Here is a 16,907-nt window from a genome sequence, read left to right as displayed (position 1 = left end):
GGGTATGTGGCCTGGATTCTGGTCTGGACCAACGGGATGGTCAAGTCCTTGACCATCCCGTTCCGCCCCCGGTAAGGACGATCTGTGCCCTTACCGACGGTAATTCCCCGTGGGCCGTGGGGAGGTCGTCGTGTCGCGCCCCGGCGCGGCCTGGGGCACGGTGGAGGGAACGCACCGAGAGGAGCTCGTCCCCCATGTCGAACCACACCTACCGCGTCACCGAGATCGTCGGCACCTCCACCGAGGGCGTCGACCAGGCCATCCGCAACGGCATCGAACGCGCCTCGCAGACCCTGCGGGGCCTCGACTGGTTCGAGGTGACGCAGGTGCGCGGCCACCTCGTCGACGGCTCGATCGAGCACTACCAGGTCGGCCTGAAGGTCGGCTTCCGCCTGGAGGACGAGACCTGACGGGCGCGTCCCGGGACCCGGCTCCGCGCGGCGGGGCCGGGTCCTTCGCGCGTCGGCGGCGGGCCCGGCGCGGCGGCGTCAGGTCCGGCGCGCCGGCGTCAGGTCCGGCCCTCCTCCTCCTGCGCCTCCCTCAGCACCTCGGAGGGGGTCGCCCAAAGGGCCCGTACGACGGTGAAGCCGGCGGCCTCCGCCGCGTCGCAGACCTGCGCGTCGTCGTCGACCAGCATCCTGACCGGGCGGTCGGCGGCGAGCCGGCGCAGGACCTCCACCTTGGTCACCCGGGCCGGCCGGAAGTCGCGGTCGCGCCGCATGTGGACCGGCCCCGCCGGGAGCCCCTGCGCCGCCAGCCAGTCCACGGTCGCGCGGCGGCACCGCTCCGGCCGCCCGGTGAGGTAGACGACCTCGCACTCCCCGGCCGCCTCCCGGCACAGCGCGACGCCCTCCGCCAGCGGCGGATCGCCGGGCGCCGCCGCGAAGAAGGCGTGCCAGTCCTTGGGCCTGCGCTCCAGGAAGTGCTGGCGGTGCGCGGTCGCGGCGAGGGTGTTGTCGAGGTCGAAGACGGCGAGGGGCCTGTTGTCCTGTGTCACGGGGCCAGGGTAGGAGGCGGGGCCCTCCGGCGGACGGGCCGGGAATCCCTCGCACCCCACGGCGTTGAACCCTGCGTGAGCAGCTTCCCCGGCGACGTCCGGTTCTCCGTACTCGACCGCTCCCGCACCCGGGAGGGCGAGGACGCCGCGCGGGCGCTGCGCGAGACCGTGCGCCTCGCCCGGGAGGTCGAGGCCCTCGGCTACCACCGCTTCTGGGTGTCGGAGCACCACGGCGTGCCCGGGGTCGCCGGGTCGGCGCCCACGGTCCTCGCCGCGGCCGTCGCCGCCGCGACCTCCGCCGTCCGCGTCGGCACGGGCGGGGTGATGCTCCCCAACCACCGGCCGCTGGTCGTGGCCGAGCAGTTCGGCGTCCTGGAGTCCCTCTTCCCCGGCCGGATCGACATGGGCGTCGGCCGTTCGGTGGGCTTCACGGACGGCGTCCGCCGGGCCCTGGGCCGGGACGCGGACGACGCCGACCGGTTCGGGGAGCAGCTCTCCGAACTCCTCGGCTGGTTCACCGGCGGGCAGACCGCCCACCCCCGGGTGCACGCGCGGCCCGCCGAGGGCCTCCGGGTGCCGCCCTTCGTCCTCGCGACGGGCGAGGGGGCGGCGATCGCGGCGGCGGCCGGGCTGCCGCTGGTCATCGGCGACCTGCGCGGCCGGGACCGGCTGCTCGCCGCCGTCGACACGTACCGGGCGGGCTTCCGCCCGTCCCCGTGGGCCGCCGAGCCGTACGTGGTCGTCGCCGGGACGGTGGCGGTGGCCGCCACCGAGGAGGAGGCCCGGAGGCTGCTGGTCCCGGAGGCCTGGGCGATGGCGTACTCGCGCACCCGGGGGGACTTCCCGCCGCTCGACGCCCCCGGGCGGATCGAGCGGCTGCCGATGACGGAGAAGCAGCGGGGGTTCTACGAGGCGGGGCTCCGGGGGCACGTGCACGGCACGGAGGAGCAGGTGGCCGGGGCCCTGGAACGGATGGTGGAGGAGACCGGGGCGCAGGAGGTCCTGGTGACCACGAGCACGTACGACCGGGAGGCGCTGAGCGCGTCGTACCGGGGGCTGGCGCGGGCGGTGGGGCTGACGCCCCGCACCCGCCCGGAGGAGCCGCCCAGCTTCGCCCGCCCGGAGGAGCCACCCCGCCGCACCCTCCCGGAGGAGCCGCCCGGCCTCACCCGCCCGGAAGGCCCGTCCGGCCGCACCCGTCCGGAGCAAACAGCGGATAGCGCATAAAATCGGATCATGCACGACAGCCCCCACGATCCGTACGTCCGCGTCCGCGGCGCCCGTGAGCACAATCTCGCCGGGGTCGACGTCGACATCCCCCGCGACGCGCTCGTCGCCTTCACCGGGGTCTCCGGCTCCGGCAAGTCGTCGCTCGCCTTCGGCACGGTCTACGCGGAAGCGCAGCGGCGCTACTTCGAGTCGGTGGCGCCGTACGCGCGGCGGCTGATCCACCAGGTGGGGGCGCCCTCGGTCGGCGAGATCACCGGGCTGCCGCCCGCCGTCTCCCTGGAGCAGCGCCGGTCGTCGCCGAACGCCCGCTCGTCCGTCGGCACGGTCACCACCCTCTCCAACTCGCTGCGGATGCTGTTCTCGCGGGCCGGCCGCTATCCGGAGGGGGCCGGGCGGCTGGACTCCGACGCCTTCTCCCCCAACACGGCGGCGGGCGCGTGCCCTTCGTGCCACGGGCTCGGGCGGATCCACGAGACGAGCGAGGAACTGCTCGTGCCCGATCCGGACCTGTCGATCCGCCAGGGGGCCGTCGCGGCCTGGCCGGGCGCGTGGCAGGGGAAGAACCTGCGGGACGTCCTCGACGCCCTGGGGTACGACGTCGACTGGCCGTGGCGGGAGCTGGCCGCGAAGGACCGGGAGTGGATCCTGTTCACGGACGAGCAGCCGGTCGTCACGGTGCACCCGGTACGGGAGGCGGGGCGGATCCAGCGCCCGTACCAGGGCACGTACACGAGCGCCCGGCGGCTCGTCCTGCGCACCTTCTCCGATTCGAAGAGCCCGGCCCTGCGCGCGAAGGCGGAACGCTTCCTCACCAGCGCGCCCTGCCCGGTGTGCGGGGGCGGGCGGCTGCGGCCCGAGGCGCTCGCGGTCACCTTCGCGGGCCGGACCGTCGCGGAGCTGGCCGCGCTGCCGCTGACGGCCCTGGCCGGTCTCCTCTCCACGGCGGCGGCCGGGGCGGACGCGACGGAGACCGCGCGGGTGCTCACCGGGGACCTCGTCGCCCGGATCGGCACGGTGACCGAACTCGGCCTGGGCTATCTGAGCCTGGACCGCGCCACCCCCACCCTCTCCAACGGCGAGCTCCAGCGGCTGCGGCTCGCCACCCAGCTGCGCTCGGGGCTCTTCGGCGTGGTGTACGTCCTCGACGAGCCGTCGGCGGGGCTGCACCCGGCCGACACGGAGGCCCTGCTCGTGGTCCTCGACCGGCTCAAGGCGGCGGGGAACTCGGTCTTCGTCGTCGAGCACCACCTCGACGTCGTCCGGCACGCCGACTGGCTGGTGGACGTCGGGCCGGGGGCCGGGGTGCACGGCGGGCGAGTGCTGCACAGCGGGCCGCCGGGCGATCTGGCCGGCGTCGAGGAGTCCGTGACGCGCCGGTTCCTCTTCGGCAGGGAGCCCGTCCCCGCGCGGACCGTGCGCGAACCTGCGGGCTGGCTGCGGACGGGGCCGGTCACCCGGCACAACCTGCGGGGAGTGGACGCGGCCTTCCCGCTCGGGGTGTTCACCGCCGTCACGGGCGTCTCCGGTTCCGGCAAGTCCACCCTCGTGGACGCGCTCACCGGGCAGGTGGAGGGCGCCGGGCGCCTGGTGACGGTGGACCAGCGGCCCATCGGCCGCACCCCGCGCTCCAACCTCGCCACGTACACCGGCCTGTTCGACGTCGTCCGCAAGCTGTTCGCGGAGACCGACGAGGCGAGGGCGCACGGGTACAGGGCGGGGCGCTTCTCCTTCAACGTGCCCGGCGGGCGCTGCGAGACCTGCCAGGGCGAGGGCTTCGTCTCGGTCGAGCTGCTCTTCCTGCCCAGTACGTACGCGCCCTGCCCCGACTGCCACGGCGCCCGCTACAACCCCGAGACCCTCCGGGTGCGGCTGCGCGGCCTCACCGTCGCCGAGGTCCTGGACCTGACCGTGGAGTCCGCCGCCGCCTTCCTCGCGGACGTCCCGGCCGCCGCCCGGAGCCTGCGCACCCTGCTCGACGTGGGCCTCGGCTACCTGCGGCTCGGCCAGCCCGCCACGGAGCTCTCCGGCGGCGAGGCCCAGCGCATCAAGCTCGCCTCGGAGCTCCAGCGGCCGCACCGCTCCCCCACCCTGTACGTGCTTGACGAGCCGACCACCGGGCTCCACCCGGCCGACGTGGAGGTCCTGATGCGCCAGCTGCACGGCCTGGTGGACGCGGGGCACTCGGTGGTCGTCGTCGAGCACGACATGGACGTGGTCGCCACCGCCGACTGGGTGATCGACCTGGGCCCGGACGGCGGCGACCGGGGCGGCCGGATCGTGGCCGAGGGTCCCCCGGAGCGGGTGGCGGGGGCGGCGGACAGCCGCACCGCTCCGTATCTGGCCCGGGCCCTCTCCGGAGGGGCCTCCCCCCGCTCCTGAGGCGCGGGGGCTCCGGTCGGCGTCCGGCCGCGCGGCCGTCGCCATTGGGCGGATCAATGACGACGTCTTGACACGGTTGACGCGCGTTGACCGCGAACGACACACTCAGTCAGGTACACGTCAATCCCACGGGGGGTCGGATCGACGCACGTCCGGTGGATCCTTCTCCCGAGCGAAAGGAACGCCGCCCGTGTTCTCCGGACTCCCCGCGAGAGTCGCCCTCACCGTCCTCGCCGCCACCGGCCTGCTCGCCGCCGCGCCCTCGGCCTCGACGGCCCGCCCGGCACCGGCCCCGGTCTCCGCGACCGCCGCCGACGCGCCGTCCGCCGTTTCGTCGTCCGCCGTTTCGCCCTTCTCCGTTTCCCCGTCTGCCGGTTCGCCGTCCGCCGGGGTCGCCGTGAAGATGCCGGCCGCCGTCGCCGACCGGCTCGGCACCGACCGGAAGGCGCTGGTGGACGCCGTCTCCGCCGACGTCCTCTCCCGCTCCCACGACGCCGGGGGCCTCGCCCCGGCGACCGCCGTCGGCAGGCTCGCCGCCGAGGGCCGCAAGGTGGTCGTCGACGTGCGCGCCGTCTCGCGCGACTGGGCCCGCGGCGTCGCCTACGTCGAGGCCCCGCGCACACGGCACGGCGAACCGGAGGGCTGGCTCTACATCGCCCACCGTGAGGACGGGCGCTGGGTCGCGGGCCTGGAGGGCGACCGCGAGTTCGCCGAGCACGTGGCCCGGTCGCCGCTGGTCGGCGAGGCGGAACGGCGGACCATGACGGCGTACGCCGAGCGCAGGGCGACGCCGCCGGCACAGGCACCGCGGACACAGGTGTCGCCCGCCGGGGCCCAGGCCAACGTGAACGGACTGCTGCTGCCCTGGATGCCGGACTACTACATGACCCTGACCGGCGGCCCGCACGCCCACGACAGCGGGTCCGGCTACTGGAGCGCCCTCGACTTCGCCGGCGGCAACGCCAGCGGCCTGGTCCGTTCGTCCCGCGAGGGCACGGCGACCTCGATGTGCGGCGCCGGCGGCGGCTGGACCCGGGTGATCCACCCCGGCGGCTTCTCCACGGACTACTACCACATGCGGAACACGACCTACTACAACGGGACGTCGATCGCCCGCAGCGCCCTGCTCGGCAGCATCGGCACCGACACCTGCGCCGGCGGATCCGCGACCGGGGCCCACGTGCACTGGAGCCTGCGCACCTACGACGCCAACTACAACGGCCAGTACACCTGGCTGAACGGCCGCACCATCGGCGGCTGGACGTGGTGGAACGGCTCCGGCCAGTACTCCGGCTGCGGCACCCGCCTGGGCGTCACGGCCTGCCCCGGCACGGCGATCTACAACCGCACCGGCTGACCGGATCCCGGACCCCTCGGCGGCGCTCCCCGGGCCCTGTGGAACAGTGGCGGTCCCGAGGAAAGGCGACAGACGATGACGAACGACGAGGGCGACGGCCTCGCGGTGCTCGACGACCCGGTGGGCGAGTCGCTGCGCGGTCGTCACGCGGGGCTCGGACGCCGGCACGGCAGGACCGCCACGTACCTGCCGGAGGTCGCGACCTTCTCGGCGCTGCCCGCCGACGCGGACGCGGCGGACTGGGCCGACCTCGCGCGGCTCCTCGGCCGTGACGCCTTCGCCGACATGTTCAGCTGCGCGGCCGTCCCGCCGCCGGACTGGGAGCCGGTCTTCGTCCTCGAAGGACGGCAGATGCTCTGGTCCGGGGGCGGGACGTCCGGCGCCGACGACGCCGGTGTGGTCGAACTCGGCGCGGCCGACGTGCCCGAGATGCTCGACCTGATCGCGCGCACGCAGCCGGGGCCGTTCTGGCCGCGCACGCGCGAACTCGGCACCTACCTGGGGATCCGCGACGGCGGCCGGCTGGTGGCCATGGCCGGGGAGCGGCTCCGGCCGCCGGGCTGGACCGAGATCAGCGCCGTCTGCACGGATCCCGAGGTGCGCGGCCGGGGGCACGCCGCCCGGCTGGTGGGCGCGCTCGCCGACCGCGTCCTGGCCCGGGGCGAGCGGCCCTTCCTGCACGTGGCCGAGAAGAACGCCGCGGCGATCGCGCTCTACGAGCGGCTCGGCTTCACCACCCGGAAGCATGTGACCTTCCGGGGCTTCCGCACCCCGTGACCGCTCCCCCGGCGTGAGCGGTGTCCCCGGCGTGAGCGGCGTCCGCGGTCAGTTCGCGTTGACCAGGTCGTGCGCCGGGACCGTCACGGTCCGCTTCCCCGGCTTGCCGCCGAGGACGACCTTGCGCAGGGCGCTGTTGTTGTCGAGGTTGGTCTCCTTCAGGCGCTTGGCCGGGTTGGCCAGGACCTGGATGTAGTAGGTGCCGTTGGGCACGTCCGTGATGTCGAAGGACTGCCCCGGCAGGTCCTGGGTGTAGGTGTCGCCGGAGCCGACGTCCAGGACCTCGCGGACGGAGATCGAGTTCTCCTGGCCGCAGGCGGTGGCCAGGTCGGTGTTGAACGGGTGCCAGTTGGCGTTCTTCACCGTGTAGTCGACGGCGTCGGTGTTGGCCAGGCAGAAGGCCTCCTTGCCGCTGCGGACCGCCTCCTTCTTGTCGGCCTTCAGGAGCCGGTAGCTGGCGAAGTCGGTGAAGTGCCAGTGGACGTGGCCGGGGCGCGGGTCCCACTCCATGGTGCCGGTCGGGGTGTAGCCGACCTGCTTGCCCTTGGCGTCGTAGAAGTACTGGTAGGCGTCCATCTTCGCCTTGCCCGGCGAGCGGAAGCCGTCCACGACGAGCTGGGCCGGTCCGGCGTTCCACACGTTGGCGCTGAAGGCCAGGTAGTCCTTGCCGGGGACGTTCTCCGTGCCGTCGCTGATGGTGATGCCGTACGCGGGCAGCGAGCGCAGGTCGGGCTTGGGGACGTCCGGGACGGAGGCCTTGCCGGTGGGCCGCTTGGCCGCCGGCGTGAGGGCGGGCGCCTTGCGCGAGCCGTCGGTCTGCCCGGTGGCGTCGCCGGTCCGCGCCCCGGCCGCGTCGGTGCCCCGCGCCCCGGCGAGCGCGGCCTGCTGCTGCTTCTTCAGCGCCCACGGCAGGGCCGGCGGGGCGGCCTTCAGCGGTCCGTGGCCCACGTTGTACGAGGGGGTGGCGCCGCTGGTCTCGGGCGCGCCGGCCTGGGCGGGCTTCACCGGGCCGTGGTGCCCGGCGTGCGCGTCGGGGGCTTGGTGGGCGGCTCCGTGCCCGGCGTGCTCCCCGGCCGTGCCGTGCCCGGCGTGCCCTCCGGCCGTACCGTGTCCGGCGTGCTCCCCGGCGGCGGCCGACCGGGCGGCGGAGACGCCGTTGCCGTCCTCCCAGCTGCGCTCCTGGACGGTGACCTTCACCGTGGCGGGCTTGTCGGCGATGCCGAAGAGGTCGCGGTACTTCTTGGCGACGCCGACCTTGGCCGTGTACGTGCCGGCGGCGAGCTTCACCGGCTGGGTGTAGGAACCGGCGTAGGTGTTGGCGGCCCACCCCTTCTCGACGCCCCACACGGAGCCGAGGGTGAAGGGGTTGGTGGGGCAGCTCTCCGGATACTTCGAGGTGGCGGGAGCGTCGGGGCGGATCCGGCCGCTGGCGTTGTTCGGACAGAAGCTCTCCGTACGGCTGACGACCTTCTTGCCCGCCTTGTCGGTGAGGGTGATCTCGGCGAAGCCGGGCAGCCCGGAGAAGTCCTTCACGGTGCCCTGGGGCAGCGTCTTGGCCTTGGCCTTGCCGCCCTCGTACACGGTCTGGGTGACGACGACCGGGTCCTTGTAGGACTTCCGGGTCACCTTGAGCTCCAGCGGCGTTCCCTCCGCGGTGAGGTAGGTGCCCAGGTCCAGGTAGACGCCCGGCTCCTCCTTCCAGGAAGTGAGCGTGACGGAGCCGGTCGCCGCGACGAGGCTCAGCTTGGGTCCCGTCGCGGCCGTCGCCCGCTCCGGGGCGGCGGCCATGAATCCGGCCGTCACGGCCATGGCGGCGACGGCCGTGGTGCCGGCGAGCAGCGGACGCCTCAGCCGGGTGGTGCGCGTAGTGGTCATGGTTCCCTCGTTCTCGACGCTGTGGAGAGGCAACGGGCGGCGGTCCTCCGGCCCGGCGGGACAGGACCACTGCCCGGCCGGCGCCACGAGAGGCACTCGCCGCGCCCGTGCGGTGAGAGGAGGGGATCCGGCACCCGGTTGTCCGGGGAGCCGAAATCGGCGGGATGTTGGCCGAATAGCGCCGTCGCGGGAAAAACGGGCGGATCGGCCGCGCCGCGTTAGGGGAAGGGCGCACCGTGACGCGGGGCGCCCTGTCACGCGGGGCGGGTCCGGTACCGGGGGACCCGGGTACCGGAGCGGTCTGGGCGGGCAGGAGGCGGTCCGGGCGCGGGAGCAGGCCTGGTCGGTCGGTGGAGCCCCGGCCCATCAGGGCGGAGAGGCGGCCCGGGCGCGGGGAGGCCCTGGGCGTACGCAAGAGGCGTCCGGACTCGGGAGCGGCCTGGACGCGGAGGGCGGCCCGAGCGTGTGTGCCATCCCTCCTGGCGGAGCCGTCCCGTTCCGGTCGCGCGGAGCGCGCCGGCTCAGCCGCGTGGAGCGGCCCCGTCGCGGGAGGCGGCTTCGTCGCGGGGAGCCGATGCCTCGCGCGCGGCGGCGCGGCGGCCCGCCACCACGTCGGCGACGGCGACGGCGAGCGAGGCGGCGACGAAGGCGATCGAGACGAGGAGGCCGTGGTCGTAGGCGGTGGCCCAGCCGTCCTGGGCGACCTGGCCGAAGAAGACCGAGCCGACCGCGGCGATGCCGATCGCCGAGCCGACCCGCTGGCCGGTCTGCAGGGTGCCGCCCGCGCTGCCCGCGCGCCGCACCGGCACCTCGGAGAGGGTGAGGGTCTGGTTCGGGGCGATCACCAGGCCGCTGCCGAGTCCCGCGAGGAGCAGCGGGGCGAGCATCGCCCAGCCCGCGCCCCTGCCGGGCACCTGGTGCACGGCGAACGCCGTCCCGGCGAGGCCGATCGCCACCATCGCCAGGCCCACCACCACGAGCGGCCGGCCGAAGCGGTCCACGAGCCGGCCGCCGATCCCGGCCGCGATCCCCGAGCCGAGGGCGAAGGGGGTGATGGTGAGCCCGGCCTGGAGCGCGGTGTAGTGCAGTCCGCTCTGGAGGTAGAGCGTGCTGACGAAGAAGATCGAGGTGAAGCCCGCGAAGTAGAGCAGGATGAGCAGCGAGCCGAGCCAGTAGGAGCGGACGCGGAAGAGCTCCAGGTCGATGAGGGGCTCGGCGCCGGACCGGGCGCAGCGGCGTTCCCACCAGACGAAGACGGCGAGCAGGACGGCGGCGAGGGGGACGAGGAGGTACTTGCCGTTCCCGGGCCACTGCTGGGACTGGACGAAGGGCAGCAGCAGGGCGAGCACGGCGGCGCCGAGGAGCAGCACGCCGACCGGGTCGAGGCGGCGGAGCCGTACCGGCTTGGCGTCCGGGGTGTCGGGGAGCAGGCGCCGGGCGAGCAGCAGGCAGACGATCCCGATCGGGAGGTTGACGTAGAAGACCCAGCGCCAGCCCTCCTCGGGGCCCGCCGTCTGGATGAGGAGGCCGCCGAGGAGGGGGCCGACGGCGGTGGAGATGCCGACGACCGTGCCGAACATCCCGAAGGCCCGGCCGCGCTCGCGGCCCCGGAACATCTGCTGGATGAGCGCGGAGATCTGGGGAGAGACGAGGCCGCCGGCCACTCCCTGGGCCAGCCGCGAGATCACCAGCCACGTGCTCGTCTGGGCCGCTCCGCAGGAGGCCGAGGCGAGGGTGAAGAGCGCGAGGCCGACGATGAAGACGCTGCGCCTGCCGCGCGCGTCGCCGAGCCGTCCGGCGGGGATGAGGAAGAGCCCGAAGGCGAGCGCGTAGCCGGAGAGCACCCACTGCAGGTCGGACTCGGGGGTGTCGAGGCCGGAGCGGATCGAGGGCAGCGCGACGTTCACGATCGACACGTCGAGCAGGGTCATGAACCCCGCCACGAGGCAGACGCCGAGCGCCTTCCACCGGTTCGGGTCCGGCGCGTCCTGCTGCCGGTGCGGGGCCTGCGCCGACTCTTGCCCGGTCACGTGTCCTCCTGGTTCCCTCGGGTACGACCGGGTGGGCGGCGCGCGGCACGGACCGCGGGCGCCTCCCGGCCTGCGAAGACCCGGGTACCCGGCGCACGGCTTCCCGATTCCTCCTTTTCACCTCGATCATCCGTTGATGTGGGCAAATGCCCGGGTGTCCGTGCGGGGGCACCCGGGCCGGGAGGCCGTGCGGGGACCGTCAGGCCGCCGTGTCGAAGGTGTAGTGGGGGGTGTGGTCCAGCATGTCGGCCGGGGTCACGTCGTTCCACGGGCGCATGGTGTCGTGGAGGTCCACGACGTTCCGGGTGCCCGCGGCCGGCAGGTAGGCCGAGCCGGGGTGGCGGGCCTGCCAGTCGGCCCACAGCTTGTCGACGAAGGCGTGGTGCAGCCAGAAGACGGGGTCGTTGGGCGAGACCCCGGTGCCCATCTGGCCGCCGACCCAGACGTGGACGCGGTTGTGGAGGTTCACCCCGCGCCAGCCCTCCAGGTGGTTGCGGAAGCCGTCGGAGGCGCTGTTCCAGGGGGCGGTGTCGTAGGTCTCCATGGCGAGGACGGAGTCCACCTCGGCGCGGGTGGGGAGCTGCCGGCCGCCGGCGCCGAGGTCGCGCCGGAGGAAGTCGCGTCCGTCGACCCGGACGGTGATCGGCCAGCGGTTGCCGGCCCGGGCGAAGGGGCCGTCGGTGACCTGGCCGTCGCGGGCGCGTCCGGTGCCGCCGAGGAAGTCGGGCGCCCACAGCGAGGCGCGGGCGGTCCGGTCGGCGGTCCAGTCCCAGTAGGGCAGGGTGACGGTCGGGTCGACGGACTTCAGGGCCGCCTCGAAGTCCAGGAGGAAGCGCCGGTGCCAGGGCAGGAAGGACGGCGAGCGGTGGCCGACGCGGTCGCCGTCGTCGGTGTCGCCCATGATGAAGGCGTTGTGCGTGGTGACGAAGGCGTCGTAGCGCCCGGAGCGCTTGAGCTCCAGGAGGGCGTCGACGAAGCGCCGCTTCTCGTCGGCGGTGAGGGTGGCCTGGTTCTTGCGTACGGTCATGGTGGTGGTGCCTGTTCCTGGATCGGTCAGCCGAGGGCGAGGGGGACGAGCGGGGCGCCGCGCAGTTCGCGGACGGCCGCGCGGGCCAGTTCCCTGGGCGTGGCGACGGGCTCGTAGTGGTTGATCACGCTGATCCAGGTGCCGTCGGCGTTCCGCATGACGTGCAGTTCGCGGCCGTCGACGGTGACGGTGTAGCCGCCGCCGTGGTGTCCCCCGTGGTGACCGCCGCCGTGCGCGGGGCCGCCCCGGATGCGGCGGCCCTGGTAGACCTCGTCGAAGGAGGCCGGGTCGTCGGCTGCGGCGCGGGGCGCCGCGGTCGCGGCCTGCCCCGTGCGGGCGAGGACCGCGACGGCGCCCGCGGCGCCTGCCGCGACGCCGAGAGCCCGGCGGCGGGTGATGCTGGACATGGAAACCCCCAAGTGGTCTGTGCGACCGGGGGTTTGGTCATATGCCCCCGGCAGGGGTCATCAGTACCCGCGAGGAGGGACGCGGCGGAAATCGCCGACGGAGGGTTGGCCGTGAAGTGGTCAACTTGCCACATAAAGTACAGGTTTGAACGGAGTTGATCTTGCTGTTCGCGCACACGGAAGCACCCCTGGGCGAAAATCTTACGGAGAAAGTGATCTTTCCGTGAATGATCTTTCGCCCGGGGGTGCGATGTGTGGCGGAGCCCACGCCCTCGGATTGTCCGGATCCGACCTCAGTCGCGACCGGCCTCAGCCTCGGCCCGCCTTCCTCCGCGCCCGCAGCCACTCCCGGTTCATCGCCGAGATCGACGGCAGCGGGATCCCCTTCGGGCAGGCGGTCGCGCACTCGCCCGTCAGGGTGCAGCCGCCGAAGCCCTCCGCGTCCATCTGGGCGACCATGTCGAGGACCCGGGTCTCGCGCTCCGGGGAGCCCTGCGGCAGGACGTTGAGGTGGTTGACCTTGGCCGAGGTGAAGAGCATGGCCGAGCCGTTGGGGCAGGCCGCCACGCACGCGCCGCAGCCGATGCACTCGGCGTGCTCGAAGGCGAAGTCCGCGTCGGCCTTGGGGACCGGCGTGGCGTGGGCCTCGGGGGCCGCGCCCGTGGGGGCGGTGACGTAGCCGCCGGCCTGGATGACCCGGTCGAAGGCCGAGCGGTCGACGACCAGGTCCTTGACGACCGGGAAGGCGGAGGCGCGCCAGGGCTCGACGTCGATGGTGTCGCCGTCGCGGAAGGAGCGCATGTGGAGCTGGCAGGTCGTGGTGCGCTCCGGGCCGTGCGCGTCGCCGTTGATGACGAGGCTGCACGCGCCGCAGATGCCCTCGCGGCAGTCGTGGTCGAAGGCCACGGGGTCCTCGCCGCGCAGGGTGAGTTCCTCGTTGAGGGTGTCGAGCATCTCCAGGAACGACATGTCGGGGGAGATGTCGTCCACCTCGTAGGTGGCCATGGTGCCGTCGGCGTCGGCGTTCCGCTGGCGCCAGACGCGCAGGTTGAGCTTCATGCGTAGCTCCGCTGGGTGGGGTGGACGTACTCGAAGGTCAGTTCCTCCTTGTGGAGGACGGGTGCGCGGTCGGGGGCGGTGAACTCCCAGGCCGCCGCGTAGGCGAACTCCTCGTCGCGGCGGGCGGCCTCGCCGTCGGGGGTCTGGGACTCCTCGCGGAAGTGGCCGCCGCAGGACTCGGCGCGGTGGAGCGCGTCGAGGCACATCAGCTCGGCGAGCTCCAGGTAGTCGACGATCCGGTTGGCCTTCTCCAGGGACTGGTTGAACTCCTCGCCGGTGCCGGGGACCTTGATCCGGCGCCAGAACTCCTCGCGGATCTCGGGGATGCGGGCGAGGGCCTTGCGCAGTCCCTCGTCGGTGCGGGCCATGCCGCAGAACTCCCACATGAGTTCGCCGAGTTCGCGGTGGAAGGAGTCGGGGGTGCGGTCGCCGTCGACGGCGAGCAGCAGGTTGAGCCGGTCCCCGGTCTCGGCGAGCACCTCGCGGACGGCCGGGTGGTCGTCGGTGACCGGTTCGGCGTGCGGGTGGCGGGCGAGGTAGTCGTTGATGGTGGCGGGCAGGACGAAGTAGCCGTCGGCCAGGCCCTGCATGAGGGCGGAGGCGCCGAGCCGGTTGGCCCCGTGGTCGGAGAAGTTCGCCTCGCCGATGGCGAAGAGGCCGGGGACGGTGGTCTGGAGGTCGTAGTCGACCCAGAGCCCGCCCATCGTGTAGTGCACGGCGGGGTAGATCCGCATGGGGACCTCGTACGGGTTCTCGGCGGTGATCCGCTCGTACATGTCGAAGAGGTTGCCGTACTTCTCCTCGACGGCCCCGCGTCCCATGCGGCGGATGGCGTCGGCGAAGTCGAGGTAGACGCCCTGGCCGCCGGGGCCGACGCCGCGTCCCTCGTCGCAGACGTTCTTGGCGGCGCGGGAGGCGATGTCGCGGGGGACGAGGTTGCCGAAGGAGGGGTAGATCCGCTCCAGGTAGTAGTCGCGCTCGTCCTCGGGGATCTCGGCGGCCGGGCGGGTGTCGCCCTTGGCCCTGGGGACCCAGATGCGTCCGTCGTTGCGCAGCGACTCGCTCATCAGGGTCAGCTTGGACTGGTGGTCGCCGGTGCGCGGGATGCAGGTGGGGTGGATCTGGGTGAAGCAGGGGTTGGCGAAGTACGCGCCGCGCCGGTGGGCCCGCCAGACGGCGGTGGCGTTGGAGTTCATCGCGTTCGTCGACAGGTAGAAGACGTTCCCGTAGCCGCCGGTGGCCAGGACGACGGCGTCGGCGTAGTGGGTGGAGATCGCGCCGGTGATCAGGTCGCGGGCGACGATCCCCCGGGCCCGTCCGTCGACCACGATCAGGTCGAGCATCTCGGTGCGGGCGTGCATCTCGACGTGTCCGGCGGCGATCTGCCGGGACAGGGCCTGGTAGGCGCCGAGGAGGAGCTGCTGGCCGGTCTGGCCCCGGGCGTAGAAGGTGCGGGAGACCTGGACGCCGCCGAAGGAGCGGGTGTCGAGGAGGCCGCCGTACTCGCGGGCGAAGGGGACGCCCTGGGCGACGCACTGGTCGATGATCTCGACGGAGATCTGGGCGAGGCGGTGGACGTTGGACTCGCGGGCGCGGAAGTCGCCGCCCTTGACGGTGTCGTAGAAGAGGCGGTGCACCGAGTCGCCGTCGTTGCGGTAGTTCTTGGCGGCGTTGATGCCGCCCTGGGCGGCGATGGAGTGGGCGCGGCGCGGGGAGTCCTGGAAGCAGAACTGGACGACCTGGTAGCCCTGTTCGGCCAGGGTGGCGCCGGCGGAGCCGCCGGCCAGGCCGGTGCCGACGACGATGATCCGGTGCTTGCGGCGGTTGGCGGGGTTGACCAGCTTGGCCTCGAAGCGGCGGGTGTCCCAGCGCTCGGCGACGGGTCCGGCGGGGGCCTTGGTGTCGGTGATCGGCTCACCGAGGGCGTAGTCGGCGAAGTTCACGGTCAGCTCACCACTCCGGTCATGACGGCGACGGGTACGGAGACGAAGCCCGCGGTCAGGACGATCGCGAGGCCGTTGGCCAGGGCCCGCAGGAGGCGCTCCCGGCGGGCGTTGCCGACGCCCAGGGTCTGGGCGGCGCTCCAGAAGCCGTGGCGGACGTGGAGTCCGACGGCGAGCATGGCGACGAGGTAGATGGCGTTGCCGTACCAGGTGGAGAAGGTGTCGACGACGTTCTGGTAGGGCTTGCCCTCCTCGAAGCCGCCGGTGTGGACGGTGCCGGTGGTCAGGTCGAGGATGTGCCAGACGATGAACAGGGCGAGGATGATCCCGCCCCAGCGCATGGTGCGGGTGGCGTACGAGGCCCGCTTGCGGCGGTGGACGTACGCGGTGGGGCGTGCCTTGATGTCGCGCCGGCTCAGCTGGTACGCGGAGACGGCGTGGGCGCCGACGGCGGCGAGGAGCACGATCCGCACGATCCAGAGGGCCCACTCGTGGTGCAGGAGCGGGGCGCCCATGACGCGCAGCCAGTGGGCGTACTCGTTGAACTCCTCGGGGCCGAAGAAGACCTTGAGGTTTCCGGCGACGTGGGCGACGAGGTAGCCGAGCATGATCAGCCCGCTGACGGCCATGACCGTCTTCTTGCCGAGCGTCGAGGAGAGGAATCCGCGTGACGGTGTGGGGGACGGCGGGCGTCCCGTCGTCCGGTTCCCCGTGGGTGCCAGAGCCATGCCGTCGAGGCTAGGGTCGGAGGACCCGAGAGGTCCAAGACATGGTCCGGCTGATCTCGATAGGCTTTTCCTATGTGTATCGCCTAGGCTGGGGTCATGCAGTTCCAGCAGCTCCTCTACTTCGTGGCCGTGGCCGAGACCCGGCACTTCACCCGGGCCGCCGAGCGCGTCCACGTCTCGCAGCCCTCGCTCTCCCAGCAGATCAAGGCCCTGGAGCAGGAGCTGGGCGCGGAGCTGTTCAGCCGGGCCCGGGGGAACATCACGCTCACCGACGCCGGGGAGGCCCTGCTGCCGCTGGCCCGCCGGATCCTCGCGGACACGGAGACGGCCCGTCTGGAGGTGCAGGAGCTGGCCCAGCTCAAGCGGGGCCGGGTGCGGCTCGGCGCGACCCCGAGCCTGTGCACGGGGCTCCTGCCGGACGTGCTGCGGTCCTTCCACGACCTGCACCCGGGGATCGAGCTCCTGATCGAGGAGAGCGGCTCGCACGACCTGGTGCGGGAGCTGGCGCGCGGGGCGCTCGACCTGGCCCTCGTGGTGCTGCCGCTGCCGACCCCGTCCCCCGCCCTGACCACGATCGAGCTGCTCCGGGAGGACCTGGTGGTGGTCTCCGCCGCCTCGGAGCCGGCGCCCCGGCGCCCGGTGCGGATCAGGGACCTGCGCGACCAGCCGCTCGTGATGTTCCGGCACGGCTACGACCTGCGGGAGCTGACGGTGGCGGCCTGCCGGGCGGAGGGCTTCGAGCCGGCGTTCACCGTCGAGGGCGGGGAGCTGGACGCGGTGCTCGGTTTCGTACGGGCCGGGCTCGGGCTCGCGGTGGTCCCGGCGATGGTCGCCGCGCGGGCCGGCCGCGACCTGCGGGTGACGGCCCTCGCCCGGCCGGGCCTGCGCCGCACCATCGCGCTGGCCCACCGGAGCGACGTGGCGCCGCCGAGGGCCGCGCGGGAGCTCCAGCGGGTCCTGCTGGCCTCCCGGAAGGTGCGGCCGGGGGGCCCGAGGGGGGCGGGGCCCGGAAGCGCGCCCGCCTGAGCGCGCGGCGCCGGCCGCCCGGCCGCGTCACGGCTCCCCCGTCACGCCTCCCCCGTCATACCCGCCTCCGTC

14 protein-coding genes are annotated in these 16,907 nt (G+C 73.5%); 6 read left to right on the top strand and 8 right to left on the bottom strand.

The window, feature by feature from the left end:
- The first annotated feature begins 194 nt into the window (after positions 1–194).
- Positions 195–410: a dodecin gene (locus ACIQVI_RS04640; protein ID WP_121829243.1), complete on the top strand. Its 216-nt coding sequence runs from the start codon at positions 195–197 to the stop codon at positions 408–410.
- A 98-nt stretch (positions 411–508) separates the two neighbouring features.
- Here ACIQVI_RS04640 and ACIQVI_RS04635 read toward each other — a convergent pair whose 3' ends face one another.
- Positions 509–997: a hypothetical protein gene (locus ACIQVI_RS04635; protein ID WP_403590999.1), complete on the bottom strand. Its 489-nt coding sequence runs from the start codon at positions 995–997 to the stop codon at positions 509–511.
- 75 nt (positions 998–1,072) lie between these two features.
- Between ACIQVI_RS04635 and ACIQVI_RS04630 the strand changes: the two genes are divergently transcribed.
- The 4 genes from ACIQVI_RS04630 (at position 1,073) to ACIQVI_RS04615 (ending at position 6,740) form a co-directional block, all read left to right on the top strand.
- A complete protein-coding gene (locus tag ACIQVI_RS04630) occupies positions 1,073–2,224 on the top strand; it encodes an MsnO8 family LLM class oxidoreductase (RefSeq protein WP_403590996.1) in 1,152 nt (383 codons plus the stop codon).
- Between the two features lie 9 nt (positions 2,225–2,233).
- Complete coding sequence (locus ACIQVI_RS04625) at positions 2,234–4,606, top strand: ATP-binding cassette domain-containing protein (RefSeq protein ID WP_403590993.1); 2,373 nt, start codon at positions 2,234–2,236, stop codon at positions 4,604–4,606.
- A 190-nt stretch (positions 4,607–4,796) separates the two neighbouring features.
- On the top strand, positions 4,797–5,963 hold the full coding sequence (locus ACIQVI_RS04620; protein WP_403590990.1) for a M23 family metallopeptidase: 1,167 nt from the start codon (positions 4,797–4,799) through the stop codon (positions 5,961–5,963).
- 75 nt (positions 5,964–6,038) lie between these two features.
- Positions 6,039–6,740 (top strand): GNAT family N-acetyltransferase, encoded by a 702-nt coding sequence (locus tag ACIQVI_RS04615; RefSeq protein WP_403590986.1) that lies wholly within the window; start codon positions 6,039–6,041, stop codon positions 6,738–6,740.
- Positions 6,741–6,788: 48 nt separating this feature from the next.
- On the opposite strand, the gene ACIQVI_RS04610 is transcribed toward ACIQVI_RS04615, so the two are convergent.
- The 7 genes from ACIQVI_RS04610 to ACIQVI_RS04580 form a co-directional block, all read right to left on the bottom strand.
- Positions 6,789–8,615 carry a lysyl oxidase family protein gene (locus ACIQVI_RS04610; RefSeq protein WP_403590983.1) on the bottom strand — a complete coding sequence of 609 codons (1,827 nt, stop codon included), beginning with the start codon at positions 8,613–8,615 and terminating at the stop codon, positions 6,789–6,791.
- Positions 8,616–9,136: 521 nt separating this feature from the next.
- On the bottom strand, positions 9,137–10,645 hold the full coding sequence (locus ACIQVI_RS04605; protein ID WP_403590980.1) for an MFS transporter: 1,509 nt from the start codon (positions 10,643–10,645) through the stop codon (positions 9,137–9,139).
- A gap of 199 nt (positions 10,646–10,844) precedes the next feature.
- Positions 10,845–11,672: a tyrosinase family protein gene (locus ACIQVI_RS04600; protein ID WP_351970560.1), complete on the bottom strand. Its 828-nt coding sequence runs from the start codon at positions 11,670–11,672 to the stop codon at positions 10,845–10,847.
- A gap of 26 nt (positions 11,673–11,698) precedes the next feature.
- The gene (locus tag ACIQVI_RS04595) at positions 11,699–12,079 is read right to left on the bottom strand and encodes a tyrosinase cofactor (RefSeq protein WP_351970559.1); all 381 of its coding nucleotides are present in this window, start codon (positions 12,077–12,079) and stop codon (positions 11,699–11,701) included.
- A gap of 309 nt (positions 12,080–12,388) precedes the next feature.
- Positions 12,389–13,138, bottom strand: coding sequence for a succinate dehydrogenase/fumarate reductase iron-sulfur subunit (locus ACIQVI_RS04590; protein WP_403590976.1), 750 nt, complete (start codon positions 13,136–13,138; stop codon positions 12,389–12,391).
- Positions 13,135–15,081, bottom strand: coding sequence for a fumarate reductase/succinate dehydrogenase flavoprotein subunit (locus tag ACIQVI_RS04585; RefSeq protein WP_351970557.1), 1,947 nt, complete (start codon positions 15,079–15,081; stop codon positions 13,135–13,137). Before ACIQVI_RS04585 ends, ACIQVI_RS04590 begins: the two co-directional genes overlap by 4 nt.
- Positions 15,082–15,083: 2 nt before the next feature.
- Positions 15,084–15,809, bottom strand: a complete 726-nt coding sequence (locus tag ACIQVI_RS04580) for a succinate dehydrogenase cytochrome b subunit (protein ID WP_403590973.1) — start codon at positions 15,807–15,809, stop codon at positions 15,084–15,086.
- Positions 15,810–15,905: 96 nt separating this feature from the next.
- On the opposite strand from ACIQVI_RS04580, the gene ACIQVI_RS04575 reads away from it, so the two are divergent.
- Positions 15,906–16,835, top strand: a complete 930-nt coding sequence (locus ACIQVI_RS04575) for a LysR substrate-binding domain-containing protein (RefSeq protein WP_351970555.1) — start codon at positions 15,906–15,908, stop codon at positions 16,833–16,835.
- The last annotated feature ends 72 nt before the right edge of the window (positions 16,836–16,907 follow it).

Source organism: Streptomyces sp. NPDC098101, assembly GCF_044760185.1.
Lineage (GTDB): Bacteria > Actinomycetota > Actinomycetes > Streptomycetales > Streptomycetaceae > Streptomyces.
The sequence above is the reverse complement of the archived record's forward strand: the minus strand, read 5'-3'. Positions and strand labels throughout refer to the sequence as shown.